Annotated in this window: 19 protein-coding genes; 3 read left to right on the plus strand and 16 right to left on the minus strand. The window is 45.4% G+C overall.

The window, feature by feature from the left end; genetic code table 11:
* Nucleotides 1–100: 100 nt before the first annotated feature.
* The 5 genes from glmU to IGK85_RS16320 all read right to left on the minus strand — a co-directional run bounded on the left by glmU (nt 101) and on the right by IGK85_RS16320 (nt 5,071).
* Nucleotides 101–1,474: a bifunctional UDP-N-acetylglucosamine diphosphorylase/glucosamine-1-phosphate N-acetyltransferase GlmU gene (gene glmU, locus IGK85_RS16300; protein WP_008381702.1), complete on the minus strand. Its 1,374-nt coding sequence runs from the start codon at nt 1,472–1,474 to the stop codon at nt 101–103.
* A 177-nt stretch (nt 1,475–1,651) separates the two neighbouring features.
* Nucleotides 1,652–2,476, minus strand: a complete 825-nt coding sequence (gene purR, locus IGK85_RS16305) for a pur operon repressor (RefSeq protein ID WP_008381701.1) — start codon at nt 2,474–2,476, stop codon at nt 1,652–1,654.
* Between the two features lie 151 nt (nt 2,477–2,627).
* Nucleotides 2,628–3,458: a metal ABC transporter permease gene (locus IGK85_RS16310; protein ID WP_005230272.1), complete on the minus strand. Its 831-nt coding sequence runs from the start codon at nt 3,456–3,458 to the stop codon at nt 2,628–2,630.
* Nucleotides 3,431–4,111 carry a metal ABC transporter ATP-binding protein gene (locus IGK85_RS16315; protein WP_005232967.1) on the minus strand — a complete coding sequence of 227 codons (681 nt, stop codon included), beginning with the start codon at nt 4,109–4,111 and terminating at the stop codon, nt 3,431–3,433. The genes IGK85_RS16310 and IGK85_RS16315 overlap by 28 nt, the downstream gene beginning before the upstream one ends.
* Nucleotides 4,112–4,123: 12 nt before the next feature.
* Nucleotides 4,124–5,071, minus strand: coding sequence for a metal ABC transporter substrate-binding protein (locus IGK85_RS16320; protein WP_034878800.1), 948 nt, complete (start codon nt 5,069–5,071; stop codon nt 4,124–4,126).
* A gap of 306 nt (nt 5,072–5,377) precedes the next feature.
* Here IGK85_RS16320 and IGK85_RS16325 point away from each other — a divergent pair, with 306 nt between their 5' ends.
* Nucleotides 5,378–5,557, plus strand: a complete 180-nt coding sequence (locus tag IGK85_RS16325; RefSeq protein ID WP_005232965.1) for a hypothetical protein — start codon at nt 5,378–5,380, stop codon at nt 5,555–5,557.
* Nucleotides 5,558–5,734: 177 nt separating this feature from the next.
* Here IGK85_RS16325 and ispE read toward each other — a convergent pair whose 3' ends face one another.
* Nucleotides 5,735–6,586: a 4-(cytidine 5'-diphospho)-2-C-methyl-D-erythritol kinase gene (ispE, locus tag IGK85_RS16330; RefSeq protein WP_008381696.1), complete on the minus strand. Its 852-nt coding sequence runs from the start codon at nt 6,584–6,586 to the stop codon at nt 5,735–5,737.
* 174 nt (nt 6,587–6,760) lie between these two features.
* Between ispE and IGK85_RS16335 the strand changes: the two genes are divergently transcribed.
* Nucleotides 6,761–7,168 (plus strand): Hsp20/alpha crystallin family protein, encoded by a 408-nt coding sequence (locus tag IGK85_RS16335; protein ID WP_034871953.1) that lies wholly within the window; start codon nt 6,761–6,763, stop codon nt 7,166–7,168.
* A gap of 56 nt (nt 7,169–7,224) precedes the next feature.
* Here the strand turns inward: IGK85_RS16335 and IGK85_RS16340 are convergent, their stop codons facing one another.
* The 3 genes from IGK85_RS16340 to IGK85_RS16350 all read right to left on the minus strand — a co-directional run bounded on the left by IGK85_RS16340 (nt 7,225) and on the right by IGK85_RS16350 (nt 9,156).
* Nucleotides 7,225–7,980 carry a DUF6681 family protein gene (locus IGK85_RS16340; RefSeq protein ID WP_005232961.1) on the minus strand — a complete coding sequence of 252 codons (756 nt, stop codon included), beginning with the start codon at nt 7,978–7,980 and terminating at the stop codon, nt 7,225–7,227.
* Nucleotides 7,981–7,988: 8 nt separating this feature from the next.
* Nucleotides 7,989–8,423: a hypothetical protein gene (locus IGK85_RS16345; protein WP_008381693.1), complete on the minus strand. Its 435-nt coding sequence runs from the start codon at nt 8,421–8,423 to the stop codon at nt 7,989–7,991.
* Nucleotides 8,424–8,604: 181 nt separating this feature from the next.
* On the minus strand, nt 8,605–9,156 hold the full coding sequence (locus IGK85_RS16350) for a hypothetical protein (protein ID WP_008381691.1): 552 nt from the start codon (nt 9,154–9,156) through the stop codon (nt 8,605–8,607).
* Between the two features lie 124 nt (nt 9,157–9,280).
* Here IGK85_RS16350 and IGK85_RS16355 point away from each other — a divergent pair, with 124 nt between their 5' ends.
* On the plus strand, nt 9,281–9,793 hold the full coding sequence (locus IGK85_RS16355; RefSeq protein WP_008381689.1) for a type 1 glutamine amidotransferase domain-containing protein: 513 nt from the start codon (nt 9,281–9,283) through the stop codon (nt 9,791–9,793).
* A gap of 137 nt (nt 9,794–9,930) precedes the next feature.
* Here IGK85_RS16355 and IGK85_RS16360 read toward each other — a convergent pair whose 3' ends face one another.
* The 7 genes from IGK85_RS16360 to IGK85_RS16390 all read right to left on the minus strand — a co-directional run bounded on the left by IGK85_RS16360 (nt 9,931) and on the right by IGK85_RS16390 (nt 18,325).
* Complete coding sequence (locus IGK85_RS16360; RefSeq protein WP_005232957.1) at nt 9,931–10,230, minus strand: hypothetical protein; 300 nt, start codon at nt 10,228–10,230, stop codon at nt 9,931–9,933.
* 175 nt (nt 10,231–10,405) lie between these two features.
* Nucleotides 10,406–11,554: a mannitol-1-phosphate 5-dehydrogenase gene (locus tag IGK85_RS16365; RefSeq protein WP_008381686.1), complete on the minus strand. Its 1,149-nt coding sequence runs from the start codon at nt 11,552–11,554 to the stop codon at nt 10,406–10,408.
* A 22-nt stretch (nt 11,555–11,576) separates the two neighbouring features.
* Nucleotides 11,577–12,014, minus strand: coding sequence for a PTS sugar transporter subunit IIA (locus IGK85_RS16370; protein WP_008381683.1), 438 nt, complete (start codon nt 12,012–12,014; stop codon nt 11,577–11,579).
* A gap of 15 nt (nt 12,015–12,029) precedes the next feature.
* Nucleotides 12,030–13,802, minus strand: coding sequence for a PTS mannitol transporter subunit IICBA (locus tag IGK85_RS16375; protein WP_008381681.1), 1,773 nt, complete (start codon nt 13,800–13,802; stop codon nt 12,030–12,032).
* Between the two features lie 316 nt (nt 13,803–14,118).
* Nucleotides 14,119–14,553 (minus strand): PTS sugar transporter subunit IIA, encoded by a 435-nt coding sequence (locus IGK85_RS16380; protein ID WP_005232954.1) that lies wholly within the window; start codon nt 14,551–14,553, stop codon nt 14,119–14,121.
* 12 nt (nt 14,554–14,565) lie between these two features.
* Nucleotides 14,566–16,596 carry a BglG family transcription antiterminator gene (locus tag IGK85_RS16385; RefSeq protein WP_008381679.1) on the minus strand — a complete coding sequence of 677 codons (2,031 nt, stop codon included), beginning with the start codon at nt 16,594–16,596 and terminating at the stop codon, nt 14,566–14,568.
* Nucleotides 16,577–18,325, minus strand: a complete 1,749-nt coding sequence (locus IGK85_RS16390) for a PTS sugar transporter (protein ID WP_035007201.1) — start codon at nt 18,323–18,325, stop codon at nt 16,577–16,579. Before IGK85_RS16390 ends, IGK85_RS16385 begins: the two co-directional genes overlap by 20 nt.
* Nucleotides 18,326–18,379 lie beyond the last annotated feature (54 nt).

The raw sequence follows: 18,379 nt of genomic DNA on the forward strand, positions 1-18,379 counted from the left end.
TTTGCGTTCATCTAGAAAAAAATGACTCCTTTTTACTAGAATCTTCTTCCTAATAAATAGTAGTCATTTTTCCTTAAGAAATCAAGTCATTTCGCTATTTCTAATTTAGATAAGGTAACTTTTTCGCGTAATCCGCTTTATTTTCCTGACGGGCGCGGGCAATCGCCATACTGTGTTTAGGAACATCTTTGGTGATCGTTGAGCCAGCAGCGATCATCGTTTCCTCTTCGATGGTCAAGGGCGCAACCAGATTGGACCCGGAACCGATAAAGCAATTGTCCCCGACAGTCGTTTTGAATTTGCTCTTGCCGTCATAATTAACAAAGACTACGCCGCAACCGACGTTGATGTTTTTGCCTAAGGTCGCATCACCGACATAGGACAAGTGTCCGACTTTGGTACCTTCACCAATTGTCGCATTTTTGATTTCCACAAAGTTACCGATATGGGCATGGGCCAAAATTTCCGCATTGGGGCGAAGGTGGGCATTGGGACCGACATCGGCGCCATCATGGATGATGCTCTCCTCGATCGTCGATGCCTTGATCGTCACTTGGTTGCCGATCTTGCTGTCTTCAATTTCAGAAGCTGCCGTAATGACACAGTCTTCTCCGATCGTCGTCTGCCCTTTGATGATCACACCGGCTTCGATCAAGGTATCTGAACCAATCACAACGCCTTCGTCGATATAAGTCGTCGCCGGGTCGATCAAGGTCACGCCGTTTTGCATGTGTTGACGGTTGATCCGCTGGCGCATCAAGCGATTGGCTTCGGCTAAGGCGATGCGGTCGTTGACTCCTAAAGATTCATGGAAATCTTCGGTTTGATAAGCAGCGATGATTTTGCCGTCTTCCTTTAAGATCTCGATAATATCAGTCAAGTAGTACTCCCCTTGGGCATTGTCCGTATCTAATTTTGCCAAGGCGTCAAATAACAATTCATTGTCAAAGCAATACGTGCCTGTATTGATTTCTTGGATCAGTGCTTCTTCGGTCGACGCATCTTTTTGCTCGACGATTTTTTCCACGATGCCGACATGATCCCGTACGATCCGGCCATAGCCCGTTGGGTCTGCCGCTTGTGCCGTCAAGATCGTTGCCGATGCATTTTTCCCTTGATGGTAATCGAACAAGTTATTCAAGGTTTCCGTTGTCAATAACGGCGTATCCCCACTAATTACTAAGGTCGTGCCTTTTTTGCCCTTTAAAAATGATTCGGCTTGAACGACAGCGTGACCGGTACCTAATTGTTCGGCTTGTAAGGCGTAATTGGTGCGATCCCCCAGTTGCTCCTTGACCATTTCCGCCCCGTGACCAACGATCGTCACGATCTCTTCAGGACTTGTTTCCACCACTCGGTTCATGATGTGCTCCACCATTGGCTTACCGCAAACCGGATGTAACACTTTATATAACTTCGATTTCATGCGCGTGCCTTTTCCAGCCGCTAAAATTATTGCAAAACGTGCGTCCACGTATTCCACTCCTATCAATCTGAACGATTTTTGTTCATTGAATTTCCTATAAACAGTTTAGCCCAAGTACTTGTAAATTTCAACGATTTAAGGAATCCCCACCTAGACCAATCAAAAAAAGACTGGCAGCCGCCGTTCGAAAAACAGCTGCTTGCGCCAGTCTAAGAGCCACAAAAATCAGGCTTTTTTCTCAAAATAATTTCCCGGTACTACCGAGATCGTTTTGGTCTGGGTATCGACATCTTCAACATACAGCAGAGAGCTGTAATCGCTGATGGCCCGCTTGCCTTTGAATTTCGTTTCGGCAAAAACCGTAATACCGACTAATTCGGCCTCAAATTCTTCAATCAAGCTCTTCATTCCATTGACCGTGCCGCCGCCTTTCATAAAGTCATCGACCACCAATACTCTAGAGCCGCGCTTTAAGCTGCGTTTGGATAATTCCATTTTTTCGATCCGCTCTGAAGAACCAGAGACATAATTGACACTCACGGTCGAGCCTTCAGTGATCTTGGAATCACGACGCACGATCACGAAGGGAACATTCAAGTAGTAAGAGACTGCTTGAGCGATCGGAACTCCTTTAGTAGCAACGGTCATCACCGCATCGATTTGTTCGCCTAAATATTTGGAAGCGATGATGCGGCCGACTTGGCGCAGCAATTCCGGTTCGCCCAATAAGTCAGATAGATAGACATAGCCGCCAGGCAACAAACGGTCTTGCTCAGACAAGCGTTTTGCCAGCCCTTCAACGTACGCATACGCTTCTTCTTCAGAAATTTCAGGCACAAAAAAAACACCGCCAGCAGCGCCTGGCACGGTATCAAGAATGCCTGTTCCTCGTTCTTTAAAGGTCTTTTTGATAATAGATAAATCTTCGCTAATCGATGATTTTGCAGAGGCATATCGTTTAGAAAAGAAGGACAATGAAATCAATTCATGGGGATGATTCAACAAGTAATGTGTCATATCGATCAGTCGTTCACTTCGACGTATTTTCACACCGGACAACTCCTTTAGTTTATTCGCCTTATTATAAGGCTTTTTCGGGATAAATGCGAGCATTATCTGAAATATTGCTTATATCGTTCGGTTTTGATTAGAGTTTAAAAAAAAGAAACGAAAATTCTTCGTTTCTTTTTCATAAAGCCCTTTATTTGAGGCGTTGTTTTCGTTGCACGAGGATCACGATGCGTTTGATCAAATTGATTACTAAGAAAAGAGCGATAAAAACCAGCGTAATCGTCGCTCCCGGTGGTGTGTCCAAATAAAAGGAACTGGTCAAACCAGACATCATCCCAATCATGCCGATCACGACACTGATCAAAATCACCGCGTTGAAGCTTTTGCCTAAACGCATACTGATGGCAGCTGGTAAAACCATGATCGCAGAGATCAGCAATGCACCCGCAATCGGGATCATCATGGCGATTGCCACCCCCGTCAAGACATTAAAGAGCATCGACATCACTCGCACAGGCAAGCCATCGACATGAGCGGTATCTTCATCAAAGGTCAAAATGTACATGGGCCGTTTGAATAAGAAAAATAAAGCAAAAACGACTAAAAACAAAAAGCCTAAGATCCAAACTTGCTCTTGTGTGATCGTAACGATCGACCCAAACAAATACGATTGGATACTCGTTGCGGAGTTTCCACCGCTAAGGTTCATCAAGACGAGGGCTAACGCTAAACCGCCGGACATCAAAATGGCGATCGAAATCTCTGAATAACTGCGGTACAGTGTTCGCAAGTATTCCAAAATGATTGCGGCAATGACTACGATCAATAGCGTCGTCAAACTCGGATTTAGATTTAGAAAGAAGCCTAGTGCCACCCCTGCTAAAGAGACATGGGACAGCGTATCAGCCATCAATGACTGTCGTCGAATCACCAGAAAGACCCCTAGCATTGGTGCGATACCAGCAATAAAAATCGCCGCAAGAAAAGCTCTTCTCATGAATTCATATGAAAGCAGCGCCATGGTGAATCCTCCTTCCGCACTAAACGGATCTGACGGTCCGCATATTCTTTGATATCTTCGTGATCATGAGTGATCATCAAAATCGACTTGCCGTGGTCATGAGCATTGTGCCGCAGCAGTTCATAAAACAGATTGCGGGATTGTTCATCCATCCCCGTAGTCGGTTCATCTAAAATAAATAAATCAGGATCCGTGGCAAAGACCCGTGCCAAGCTGATCCGCTGTTTTTGGCCACCGGACAACTCACCGATCCGTTTATGACGCACGTCCCACATCCCGACGGCATCTAATGCACGGCGGACATGTTCATGGTCTCGTTTCGTCAGTCGCTTGAACCAACGATCTCTTGGGTAGCGGCCTGATTGGACCAATTCCAAAACGGTGCTGGGGAACCCGACGTTAAAGGAAGCAATCTGCTGAGGAATGTAGCCGATGCTTAATTTTTCACCAGCTGCATTCTTGGTCGCCAAGGTGACTGCTCCTTTAGAAGGTTTCAACAAACCAAGGGTTGCTTTGATCAAAGTAGATTTTGCCGCCCCATTTTCGCCGGTCAAAATCACGAATTCGCCGTCTTCAACAAAGTAAGAAATGTCTTCCAAGACGGGCTCATCATCATAATAAAAGGTCAAATCTTTTACATCGATATAACGCACGCAGGCGCCTCCTTAGTGAATACTTTTTTGTAATGCTGCCAAATTGTCTTCCATTACAGACAGGTATGTTTCGCCGTTATCCATCTGCTCTTGCGTCAAGCTTTCTAATGGATTCAAGACCGCTAACTCCACGCCCGTTTCAGAGGCTAAGGTCTCAGCCACCTTCGATGAGGCATTTTCTTCAAAATAGATAACTTTGACTTGTTTTTCTTCCACATATTCTTTCAGCTCAGCCAACCGACTTGGCGTTGGTTCTTGATCGGGTGAAATGCCCGAAATCGATTCTTCGACTAAATCATACTGCCGTGCCAAATAACCGAAAGCTGCATGTTGTGTGACGAAGGTCCGTTGAGTCGCATCCTTTAACGCCGCTTGATAGGCTTCATCTAGCGCAGAAAGTTTTTCGATATAGGCAGCCGCATTTTCCGTGAAGGTTGCCTTTTGCTCAGGAAACTTCGCAATCAGGTCATCGCGGATCGTTTCTACTTCTTGGATCGCTAAGACTGGGTCGGTCCAAACATGAGGGTCATACGTATGATCATGGCCTTCATGGCTGTCTTCGTCCTCGTGACCATGCTCTTCCTCTGTGCCTTCCACCAACTGAATGTTTTTGGCGGCTTCAATCACTGCTGTTTGCTCAGGATCGACGGAATCCGTCAAACTAGCAACCCAAGTTTCTAGCTCAGGACTATTGTAGACAAAGGCATCTGCATCCATAATTTTGGTCATATCTTTGGCACTTGGCTCATAGTCATGAGGTTCTGTTCCTGCAGGGATCAGCAAGGAGACATCCGCTGCCTCACCTGCGACTTCTTTCGTAAATTCGTACATTGGGTAAAAGGTCGTGACGATCGACAGCTTTTCTGCGTCACTCGATTGACTTGTCGCTTCTTGCTGCCCACAAGCGCCAAGAAGCACGCCCCCTAAAAGGAGTGCTGTAGTAAGTAAGATTTTTTTCATCGGGATTTCCCCTTCCATTTGCTGGCTCATCTTTTTATTTTAAAACGGAACAACTCCGTTTTGTTAGCAAAAGTTACTCTATCAAATGATTTCCGGTTCGTCAAGACAAATCGTACGTTTTACGATTTAAAACTTTTATTTCGAGATAAATCGGAAAACATAGGAGAAAACGTTCATTTGAAGCGGATTCTTCTCTCGGGAACATCGTCTTATTTTACACCGTTGGCCATGCGATTCCTTTGTGATAACTTGAAAAATTAGAGAGTAAGTAGGATAATCATCTAAAAGCACTTGGAGGAAACGAAGATGAACGAATTTGTAACTGTGCCGCCAACTGTAAACAACAGCGAACTGCTGAATCGAATCGATTTACCGGAAGATCCTGCATCGCAGCAAACCGAAGAAATCCGCAAAACGATCGACAAACCATTGTACGAAGAAGACAAAAAGAAAAAATCCGCAAAGAAGCAGCACCAAAAAGAATAGCCTTTGCTTTAGGTAAAGAATCAGACCCCGACGTCTTTTTTTCGTCGGGGTCTTTTGTGTAGGGCAGCTTCTAGATGCTTCCTCCCTACCTCAGCTGCCTTTTTCTTCGCTATATGACTGATTTTTATCGAAGGAACGAAAAAACACAGGCACTTCCTGCCTGTGTCCTTGACTCATTCATTTCAATGTACGTACAAGATAAACCTCATCGCAGAATCCTTTTAAGGCATTATAGACCCGTTGTGCCCGCGAATATTTTTGACAAAGAGCAAAGACAGTCGGTCCGCTGCCGGTCATCAAGGCAACATCGGCGCCGTATTTCATCATGCGATCTTTGATCTGTTGGACGATCGGATACTTCGGGATCGTGATGGCTTCTAGGCTATTGCCCATGGCAGCGATCATTGCTGGGTAATCTTCGGCTAAGACGGCGGCAGACAATGCTGCGATATCTGGATGGTGCAGTTGGTCCAGCTCAACTTCTTGAAAGATTTTCCCCGTTGAAACACTCAGACGAGGTTTGACTAAGATGACCCAACATTGCGGCATCGGCCGCAGCGGCGTCACCAGCTCCCCTTTTCCTGCAATATGAGCAGTGGTCCCATACAGACAATAGGGAACATCAGTGCCAACTTCCATACCAATATCGATCAGCTCTGCCATGGAGAGGTCCAAGTCCCAAAGGCGAACCATCCCCCGCAGCGCTGCCGCACAATCCGTACTGCCACCACCTAACCCAGCTGCCACCGGGATATTCTTGGTGATGCGAATGCGGATGCCTTTTTTGATACCATAGCGTTTTTTTAAAATACTGGCGGCCTGATAGACATTATTGCGTTTATCGATCGGTAAAAAAGCTTTGTTGGTTTCTACAATGATCTTATCTTCTGCTATCTCTTCCATTATCAGACGGTCGGCTAGATCAACACTAGACATCACCATTTCCAACTCATGGTAGCCGTCTGTTCTTTTCTCTAACACATCGAGACCGAGGTTGATCTTAGCTGGCGCTTTTTCAATAATCTCCATCTTCATTCATCCAATCATCTGATAGTTATTTAGTTCTATCATAGCAGATTCTTATAAGATAGTTGAGTGATTTCTCTTGTTTTTATGATTGTTGCCATTTTGGTTGCCCTTTGGCTTGGTTCCTCGTAAAATAGAGGTACCAACTCAATGGATAAAAGAAAGCGGGGGAACCACATGGCAAATTTGATTCCAAGAGATTTAGCAGGCGGCGAAGAACTATTAGGCAAATTAATGAACAGTTTTTGGCAAGAACGACAAATGAACACGGACATTAAAGAATACGAAGACAAGTATCTCGTTCAAGCAGATTTACCCGGCATCAAGAAAGAAAACATCCGCGTCAGTTACGTCAACAACACGCTGACGATTTCAGCGGCTCAAACCGAGACCACTGAAACCGAGGATGATTTCGGACATTATTTGCGCAAAGAACGCTCCAGCAGTGCCTATCAACGGACCTTCACCATCACAGACATTGATGACGAGTCCATCAAAGCAGTGTTTGAAGACGGCGTTTTGACCCTGACTTTACCGAAAGCTAGCTACAAAGACGCACCTGCAAAAAATATTCCGATCGAATAACCGAGATACCAAAAAGGCAGTCCCTTCAGAGAACGCTCTGGGGGAACTGCCTTTTCTTATTTGCGTGCTTGTCGTCGATACGCCTGTCTTGAGGTCTGCGGTTCTTCTTCGGAGACCTCTTTTTTGACATACAATTTTAAACTGTATGGTTCGTGGTATTTGACATCGTTTTTGACAAAATCACCGCCAGTGATAAATAAGCCCACTGGCTCTAAAGGTTGCTTGCCAGTCCATTGAATCGTGCCAACTTTCGTCATCTCCGTGTAGCTGGTCCCGATCTGCAATACGTACTCGTTTTTCCCTTGCTGTTTGACAAAATAGTAAGGGTACAAGGTATTTTTCGGAATCGTAAAGCCGTTGGATGACGGTTTGATCGCCAATTCTTCTTGAGCGATCAAGGTCTGCAAATGATTCGCCAATACCAGCTGATAGTCTTCTTCAAAATCGATCACCGCTTTTTCAGTCGTCAAACGATCAATGTCGGTGGTGCTGATAGTTTCCCCTTCAATATTGAAGACTTCGTCCGGTAAGACTTTGACAAAGGTCTGAGTGACATCGAACTTCATGTTTTTATTCAAGAAATAATAGAAGATATTCAGTACCCAAAAATAGACTAAGACCAAAAAGCCGATCGTATAAAGGATCGCTTGAAAATAGTTTTGGTTCGCAAACATTCCATAGATGATCCGCAAAATATACGCCGTTGGAATGATACTGAGGATGGTATAGGCGCGATTCAAGTATTTGGGACTGATGTCAAGATAGCCCAAAAATTTGTGGATGCCGTTGATTAAATCTAAAATAAGCGTCATTTTCTCACCTACTCATTTCCTTGATTCTCATCCATGATCACTTGTGGATCTGGCGTGGTTTCTTCACTTGAAGAAGGTGTTTCTTGATTGTTTTCCGGTGTCGCCGGTGAAACACTCTCATCGCTTGATGGTGTCGTTTCTGTCGGCACCGAAGAAGACGGGGTCGTTTCTGGTGTTACTACTTCACTGCTGGATGACGGTGTTGTCTGCTGGTCATCGTTCGTCGGTTGTGAGTCCGTGCTAGCAGGTGTTTGATTTTGACTGTCTTCCGTTATCGAAGACGGTGTGCTTTCACTTGGTGCTTGTTCGGTCGTTTCTGTCGTTTCCGTCGCACGACTTGGTTGGCGGTAACTGCCTGAATTCACCACGCCGGTGGCAGTGGCAATGATCGTTGATATCGTTAAAAGTGCAATTGGTTTTAAAATAGGCGGGACTTTTCGCATGATTCTCATCCTTTTCTTACCCGATTCTGCCCATCGGCAGTCTCGGTTCCTTCAGCCTCTTCTTACCTTTATAATCGTTTCTGACAAAAGGGTCAAGATTCCCGAGGCTTCTGTCGCAGGATTTAAAAAAAACTAAACATGTAACTGTTTTCACAAAAAATAACGACGACAGTTGCCGCCGCTACACAAGGTATTCATAAAACTTTTCAAAGGTCAGGTGCAACGTGCCATGGTAATCCCGTAAAAGGGCGGGCAATGCGATTACTTCTTCATGTTGGATCGGGGCATCGATTTGAATCACCGCTTGCTCATCATCCAGATAGTAGGAACTAAACAGCTCATCATCGGTGATTTCTTCTAATTGATTGGTCAGCTCTTCATAAAACTTTTCTACGATCAGTTCTGCCAACTCATCAAAGACCGGCTGCAAGGCTGCCTCTACAGCTGGAAAAGGCTGTGCGAGTAATTGCTGTCCGCTGAGGGAACGCCGGGTATTCTCATAGGTCAAATAAAGCAGGTCGAAATAATCCTCTTCTTCCCCGATCGCTTCTAGCGTCAAAAGGGCTTTTTCTACCAATGAAACCAAGGACGAGGATACCTCTTGATGCATCACCGCATCGACTTTTTCAAATAGTTGCTGTTTCTCGATGACAAATGTTTCTTCCATAAAAGTGAATTCCGCTTTTTCAAAGCAAAGGGGGGTATCAGAGATAAATAGTTGGATCGTTGCCATGGCGTTGCCTTCTTTCTTTTTCAAGCTGCAGACAAACAGATGATTTGTCAACAGCGAAAATCTTCGTTAGCATAAATAATAGCAGGTGAACAAATTGTTCATCAAGTAATAAGGAGGAGATCGAATGAGTAAAGTTGCTGTTATTGTCACTGATCTAGTAGAAGATGTTGAATTGACGTCACCAAAAGAAGCACTGGAAGCGGCCGGACATGAAGTAGTCGTTATTAGTAATGAAGGCGCCGAGACCGTAAAAGGCAAACAAGGTGGAACGTTTCCCGTCGATGCGGCCATCGATACGATCGATCCCGCCAGTTTTGATGCTTTGTTGATCCCAGGCGGTTTCTCCCCTGACCAATTACGGACCGATGAGCGCTATGTGTCATTGACGAAAGACTTTTTGACATCTGATCGCCCCGTCTTTGCCATTTGCCACGGCCCACAACTGTTTATCCAAACAGGACTGACGAAAGATTTGACCTTGACGGCTTATGATTCTGTGCGACCAGATTTAGCCTACGCAGGTGCCACTGTCAAAGATGAGCCCGTCGTGATCGACGAAACCTATCGGTTGATCACCAGTCGGAACCCAGATGACTTAGATGCCTTCAATCAAGCGATTACTGAGGCATTGAACTAACCGCGAATAAGACGTGGTTTCTTTGATAGAAAAAAAGCCGCCAGTTGCAGCGTTTGATCCTTCGTATCGATCGAGCTGCAGCTGAGCGGTTTTTTCTTGCGTAGCTTTTCAGTTTTCAGTTCATGGCTCGTTTCCTGTTACTCGTCAGAGGGCAGCTCAAAACCATCGAAGGTCTCGCCATCATAGTAGCGCAATAATTCTTCCGTCGATAATAAGGAAGACGTCATTTCTTCCTGCGCCTCATTGACCTCTCGAAGTTGGGCAAGGTAAGCCGCGTAGGCTTCTGCCAACTGCCGATAAACAGCTTGCCGCGAAGTTCCTTCCCCTTGGATCGTCGGCAATTCACGGATAAAGGCCCGATAGACGGGGCGGTTTTCCTGCCATTCGATCGGCAACTCAATTACTTGAAGCTGGGCTTCTTCAAACCATCGTTCCATTGCTCTCCCTCATTTCTTTTCTTATTATCGTCAAGTTGGCAGCAAAGGTCAATCGGTGAGCAAAAAAACACAGAACAAGCGTTGAAAGAAATTGACCTATCCGCAAAAGCTCGCTTGTTGGGCTAACTTTTACGGATGCGGCAATTTATCTGCTTGTTCTGTGTTTTACTCGTTTTTATGCGGCAACATACGCATATTTTTCAATGTTTTGTCGGATCGTTTCAATCATGTCTTCATCACGCAAGCCAGTGATTTCTGCAATGACTTCCGGTAGTGATTTTTCATCCAAAAGTGCTTGTAACTGTTGGCTTTGCTCATCTTCAGGGTCTTTGTAATTGAAGATCATGCCGATCGTTTCATAGAGATGATCTGGCTGCATGTTGCGTTTTTCTAACTCAAGGACTGGTCGGATAAAGCGTTCTTCGGTCCCTAATTTGCGGACAGGTGTCCGTGCCACCCGAGTGATGGCATCGGAAATGTGCTTGTTTTTAAAGCGTTGGATGATTTTTTCGATATACCGTTCATGTTCTTCAGGATCAAAGGCCCATTTCTCAATTAAAAGGCGGCCAGTTTCTTCGAGAACGGATTTTAATTGGATCACCACTAAATGGTCCTGCATCGCTTCATCGATCGTCTGATAGCCTTGGAGGGCGCCTGTGTACGCTACCGTGGCATGACCCGTATTGACACTGAATAATTTCCGTTCAATATACGGTTCCAGATCCGCCACATAATGGACCCCTTGCAGATGGATCGAGGATTTCATCCCTGACTCTTGGATCACCCATTCGCAGAAGGGTTCTACTTGAACGAATAAGGGATCTTCATGGTGCTGCAGCGGTACGATGCGATCCACCGCTGCATCTGGAAAACCAACCGTCGCTTCCAACGCTGACCAATCCGCAATGTATTTTTGCACTTCGCTTTTTAAAAAGGTCGATCCGCCGATCATATTCTCACAGGCGATCACATCAATGGCTGGCTTGTCTGGGTGTTGCTGACGTGCTTCTAAGCCTTTGGCGATCAGCTCAGCGATATGCGGCAAAATGTTGGGACCAATGGCGGTCGTAAGGATGTCTGCCTCGGCGATCGCTTGGATCACCGCTTCTGGTTCTTTGGCATTGTTCAATCCTGTCACATGCTCGATGTGGATCTGTTCTTGGGTCTCATCGGCTAATTCGATGGTATACCCTTGTCTTGCTTTTAAGGCGTCAATGATCGTTTCATTGACATCAATAAATGTGATTTCAAAGTTGTTGGCAGCCAATATCTCGCCGATAAAGCCGCGACCAATATTACCTGCACCAAAGTGAACTGCCTTCATGTCTTGTCTCCTCCTTAAATCCTTATGCTACGGTCAAACTTTGGGCGATTTCTTCTTTATCCAAAGCATCCGCCAATTCGACGACGTTATCGATATCACTGCAAAAGAGGGCGATTTGTTGGACCAATTGCAGATGATCTTCCCCTTTGCCCGCGATGCCGAAAAGAACGGTGACGATTTTTTCTTCGTCCGCGGTACCGAAATTCACGCCATCAGGTACTTGCACGATACAGATACCTGATTTTTTGACGTATTTTTTGGCTTCATCCGTGCCGTGAGGAATCGCAATAAAGTTCCCCATATAGACTGAGAGCATCTCGTCACGCTCAAGCATGGCTTCGACGTATTCTTCTTCCACACAGCCTGCCGCCAGCAATTTTTCGCCGCAGTAACGAATGGCTTCTTCTTTGGTCGCAAATTGTTTGTTCAATTCAATCATGTCTTTTTCTAATACTTGCATTCGGCTCATCCTTTCTTAATTCGCTGCTTTGATCGATGCCACGATCCGTTGATAGTTCGTCGTTCCCATCAGATTATTAACGGATAGGTGGATCGCTTCTGGCGCTGAAGTTTGCGCTTGCGGCGTTAAGGCTTCTTTTGTGATCACCAGGGAAGAGGCGTTGGCATGGAGATCATTGATATGGCTTTTTCTGATCGGCATCGTCAGAGCTTCTTTGGCTAAAAGATCTTGGAAGACTTTCTGAGCCATCGTTGCCGAACCTTTGCGATCATCGTGGGCCAAAATGATTTCACTGACTTGCTTAAGGTCATTGGCGGAAGGAACATCTGCCTGGTTGCCTGCTTCAGACGTTTTTTCTGACTCCCCCGCTGTCTTCGTCCCTGACAATGTGGCTACGATTTCATCGTACCGTGGAGAGTTCAGGAAATTTTCAACCGCGACGAAGGTCGCATTTGGCGCTTTTTGTTTGGCACGTTCTTGCAATTCTTCTTGAGTGACGATCAGCGTATTGGCATCGTCCGTCAAATTGTTGATGGCGGAATTCGAGACATTTTGTGGAAGACCCGCTTCTTTGACTTTTTTACGTAAGATCGATGCCCCCATAGCACTGGAGCCCATGCCTGCATCACATGCGAAGATGATACGATTGATGCCAGTCATTGGTTGAGCCGCCAAGCCTTTAGCGCTGAGTTTTGCTGCTTGCGTTTGTTGTACTTTTTCTTCAAAATTATCCACTGTATCCTTCGCATCTGCTTTCAAGATCGCGGCAGCGACGATAAAGGATACGCCTGCTCCTACGGCAATTCCGGCTAAGACAGAAACGACACTCATCACCGAGTTGAATGGCGTCATTGCTAAGATCGCAATGATCGAACCTGGTGAAGCAGGTGCCCGTAAGCCTGCACCTAGCAATTGGAAGGTAAAGCTTCCTGATACACCGCCGGCAATCACTGCTAAGAACATCAATGGTTTCATCATGACGTATGGGAAGTAGATCTCATGGATCCCACCGATAAAGTGAATGATGATCGCTCCAGGTGCCGAAGATTTCGCTGCTCCTTTTCCGAAGAAAGTGAAGGCTAGCAAGACTCCTAAACCAGGTCCAGGATTGGCTTCTAATAAGTAAAGAATCGATTTCCCAAATTCGCTGACTTGCTCAGTACCTAGTGGTGTCAAAATTCCATGGTTGATGGCATTGTTTAAGAATAGGATTTTTGCTGGTTCAATAAAAATATTGGCTAATGGAATCAAGTGGGCATTGACGATCACTTCTACCCCTGCTGCCATTGCTTGTGTCAAGGTGTTAACAACTGGTCCGATTGCTACAAAGCCCAGTAATGCTAAGGCAAAGCCGATCAAACCTGATGAAAAGTTGTTGACCAACATTTCAAAGCCAGCGCGAACTTTGTCTTGGAAGATCTCGTCAAATTTCTTGATGACCCAACCGCCTAAAGGACCCATGATCATCGCACCCAATAGCATTGGGATATCCGTTCCGACGATGACCCCCATCGTCGCGATCGCCCCAACCACGGCCCCGCGGTCGCCAGCAATCACTTTCCCGCCGGTATACCCGATCAAGATTGGGATCAAATACGTCAGCATTGGACCGACCATCGTTGCAAAGGCTTCATTTGGTAAATACCCATCTGGAATAAATAATGCCGTTAATACACCCCATGCAATCAATGCGCCGATATTCGGCATCACCATACTCGACAACGTACTGCCTAATTTTTGAACTTTTGCTTTTACTGATGATTTGGCTGCTTTTTGTGTCTGTTCCATTTTTTTCTCTCCTCTCGTCTGCTTACACCCTTATTGTAGGCGCTTCCCAAAACGGTCGAAAGTCGTACTTTGTCACAAAAAACTGTGCCAAAACTTGTAGCCAAACAGACAGAACAAAAAAACGCGAGTAGCCCCTGCACTCACTGGCTTTTTGTTATGTTTCACGTGAAGCATTTTTATTTGGTTTTTGCCAAAACGCAAAAAAAAAAGTGTACCCACTCCTTCTACACAAGGTAGAAAGAGCGAGCACACGGCTGTAGCTCATTCATGTATTTCGTTCGCTGCTCTTGTTGCAAGCCAGTCTGCTGCTGACCGCTTATTCTTCTGCCAGCAAAATCTGTTGGATCTCTTCAACCGATTCGGCATCACTAAGCGCCCGAACATTTTGCATATCGGAACAAAAAAAGGCGATTTCTTGCAAAACAGCTAATTGCTGCTCTTTTAGGACGACTACGAAAAGGATCGTAGCGATTTTGGGTTGCTCCTTCGTGCCGAAGTCGACGCCATCCGGCACTTGGATCAAAAAGAGCCCTTCTTCCTTGATCCATTGTTGGGCTTCTTCTTCCGCATGGGGCAATGCAACAAAGTTACCGATATAAACACCTGTTTTTTGATGGCGCCGCAAAAGGCTTTTGACATAAGGTAAAGAGACGATCTCCTGGTTGACTAAGTACTCGCCAATTTTTGTCAGAGCCTCTGTGGCATCGGTAAAGTGTTGATCCAACAAAATCCGCTCCTGTGGAATATACATCGCTGATCCCTCCTATTGTTTTACTTCTTCAATCAAGAGCGAAGAGAGTAACTGATAAATAATCGAATCATTGCCGGAATTAAAAATCTCCGTATTTAGATCATTCATAATGATCGAACCACTGATTTTTCCTAACATCTGAGAGCTTGTTTCATTGATAGGATAGGGCGCCAGCATGACTAATAAACGGGTAACAGCGATCTCTTTTTTATCCATCGCTAGAAGTGGCAGCGGCTGTTTCAAATCGAAAATACGAAAAACTGGTTGCAGGATCGCCGAACTCGCCGCGTGAAACAAGGCAAAGTGGGTGTCAGGAATGCCCACTGGCGCTTGGAAGTAGCGCCGTAAGAGACGATCAACGACTTTCTCACGATCCAAAACAACATGTGCATCAAAAGACGTCAGCACCAGCTGCAACGTTTCTTCCAAGTCCGCTGGGTTATCAATGGCCTGCACTTGAAACAGCGCCAATAGCTGGTTAATGGCTTCGATAAAAGCCAAGACCGCTTCATAGGATTCCTCTTTGACCAAAGCAGAGGGCGCTTTTTTGGCGGAACGTTTTTTCTGACTAATGGCTTGGAAGGCCTTCTTCAACTCTTGAATGTCTTCTTCTAGCAGGATCGGTGAAACGAGTTTGTACTCTCCTTGATACCCTGGCAGCAATGAAGTCGAGATCACCAAGTCATAGGTCTCCTCGATATTTTCCCGTTTGACATCCCCCACTCGAAAGAAGGTGATTTGATTGATAAAGGGAAAATGTTTCCGCAGCTGCATCTCTAACAAACTGATGGAGGCTAATCCGCTAGGAGAGATTCCTGCAATATTGACTTCTAACACTTTCGGATTTTTTTCCAACGAATTGGCAAAATGTAGGACCATATAGGCGATTTCTTCTTCCGAGAACTGCTGCTGCGGAAAGACTTGCGGCAGATGATTGCGAATCCCGCTGGCGATTTCGACATACTGGTTCATGATTTTTTCTAGGATAGGGTTGTTCAAATGATCTTCTTCTAAAATCGCCCGCGTCATTACTCCTGAGATATGGGTCAGCAGCATTTTATACAAGTTCGTGTCTTCATAAAACGCCACTTCCGTTTGCTCACTGACCAATTCGATCAAGCGTTTTACACGATAAGCCAAGTCGGTATCAAAATTGTCATCAAAAAAATCACGGTCAAAGGAATTGGCAAAATCACCTAGTAACACGGCAAAAAAGACGATTTCGTTGATGGAATAAAGCAGTTTGGTCTTTTCGGCGATCTGAGCAAAAATCTTTTTCGCCACCTTCAGCAAGTCTTTGTTGATCTGACTCGGGTACGTCTCTTCTTCCACCGTATAGCCCAAAGCTACCCGATCCATGGCTAGCGCCAGCATCAAGACGATAAAGGCTAATTTGCGGTCACTAAGTTCCTTGAATTGGGGTTCGATGGTTTCCCGAATCAGCCGCTGGGCTAGCAATAGATGGTCGCGGGACAGAAATTGAAAAATAAACGGGGCTTCATCATCGGTTTCCAGTAAATGGAAAAATTGGTATTCATTGATCTCCATCACTAGTGTATTGGCTGTGATCAACCGCCGATACTTTTCGGAGCCTTCAATCTCATACCCTTGATTGCGCACGATCCTTAACGGCAGCCGTGCGAGACTCTCTTCAAGCTGTTTGATGTCTGAAAAAAACGTCGTATTGCTGATTTGGTAACGCTCCAAGAAAAAATGACTGGATACAGGCTTCGTGGCGGTAGTCAGTTGCAACAAAATACGGTGTTGCCGCTCACTAGCCGCGAATTCTTGATCGGTATCTGCCATAATGGCTTCTTGCAATTGGCGAATGCTCGTTTCTGATGCAAAAATTTGGAAATGACCACGACCGACCTTCTCTAAGGTAGCACCTACTGTTTCCAGGGATTTTTCTAGATTAGCCAGTTCACGGTACACCGTTCGTTTACTGACTTTTAAGACTTGCATCATGCGATCTAAAGAAACCGGACCGGTACTATTCATCAATTCCGTTAATAAAAGTGTTTCACGATTGGTCAAAAACATAGTCGACTCCTTCTGTCAGTAACTGACGATACGCATCTGTCGTCAATAAATCATCCACCACCAGTAAAGAAACATCTGGGATCGGGCACTTTTCTGCAAGTTCTTTCGGGAGGATATAGACTGCCGTAGGATCAAGAGCTTGTCCTTCATATGCCATTTTTTTGATGGTCAAAGACAGCGCTTGTTGGCGAGCCATTTTTCTTAATATCTCCACTGCCATCGTTTGTGAACCGCGTTTTTTTCCAGTATACAAAAAGATGATCGTTGAAAACCCTAGCGAATTTGCTGCTTCGATTTGTAACGATTTTTGCGGATCCTGTTCTCTTCTTTGTAATTCTTGGATCAGCGGAGCATACTCATCTGCCGCCAAAAAATTATCTAGCACATAATGCTGTGCGTGTGGTGTCTGCTTTTGGGCAATAGCTGCTAATTCCCGTTGGGTGATCACTAACAGCTTGGGATCATCGGTCACACGATAAATCGACTGATAGCGGACAGGAAACGTTAGCTGGGCTTCTTGCAACTGTTTTTTTAGTATGCTGGCACCGATCGCACTGGACCCCATCCCTGCGTCACAGGCCACGACGATCTCCGTGACTTTCTTCATTTTCGGCATCTTACGCTCCTCATTTTCTGTATTGGTCTTCCGTTTTAATAGCACACTAACGATCGCAAACGATACGACCGTACTGACGACAATCCCAGTTAAGACACCAAGGATCATAGAAGCCGGTGTATTGAGCAAAATCGCCAAAATCGAGCCCGGGGACGCCGGTGCTCTCAAGCCTACTCCTAAAAATTGGAAGATCAGTGTACCGCTGAAACCACCAACGATCGGACCGAGCAACACCCAAGGATCGAGCAGAACAAACGGGAAATACACTTCATGAATCCCGCCAATGGCCTGCACAAAAATGGATGCTGCGGCATTCGTTCGGTTTCGCTTTGAACCAAAGAAAAGATACGCCGCTAAGACCCCTAATCCCGGACCGGGGTTGGCCTCGATCAAAAATAAAACCGACTGCCCATTGAGTGCCGCGGCTTCGATTCCTAGCGGCGTAAATAGTCCATGGTTGACAATATTATTAAAAAACAAAACCTTCAATGGTTCTACAATGATATGAATAAAAGGCAAGACGTTTTGCCGAACGAAATAATCAACGAGCTGATAGCTGCCGAGACTGAACCAATTAAAAAGCGGCGCCAATAGGAAGTAACTGCCTAAAAAAAGGAGTCCGCCAAGCGCACCTGCAATAAAATTGCGCACCAGCATCTCATAGCCACTTTTGACCTTACTCACGAACGAATCACTGCGATACAACAGCCAGCCTGCCAGTGGTCCCAGTAGCATCGCCCCAAAGACTTGGGGAATATCCGTTGCAAGAATAGCCCCTAAAACCGCCACTGCTCCTACGACCCCACCGCGTTCAGGTGCCAACATTTGCCCACCTGTATAGGCAATCATGAGGGGCAGCAACACAGTCAAGACCCCTTGTTCCATTTGCTGGATCACTTGTTGATCGACTGAGAAAAAAGGCAACAGGAATGAAATCAGCATCCACGCAATAAAAATACTTAAATTCGGCATCATCATGCGAGAAAGATAATTCGTATAAAACTTAACCGTTATCATTTTTTCTCTGGAAGACGAGGTCTTGTTCATTTTATCCGCTTCCTTTCTCTTCTCTATTATAAGATGTTCTGGCAAGACTGAAAACAAAAAAAGCATACGTTTTTTAAAACAGAAATCAAAAAAAGCTGACGTAAAACGCCAGCTTTTGAA

Source organism: Enterococcus sp. AZ015 (assembly GCF_050499225.1).
In the GTDB taxonomy this organism is placed as follows: Bacteria; Bacillota; Bacilli; order Lactobacillales; family Enterococcaceae; genus Enterococcus_D; species Enterococcus_D entomosocium.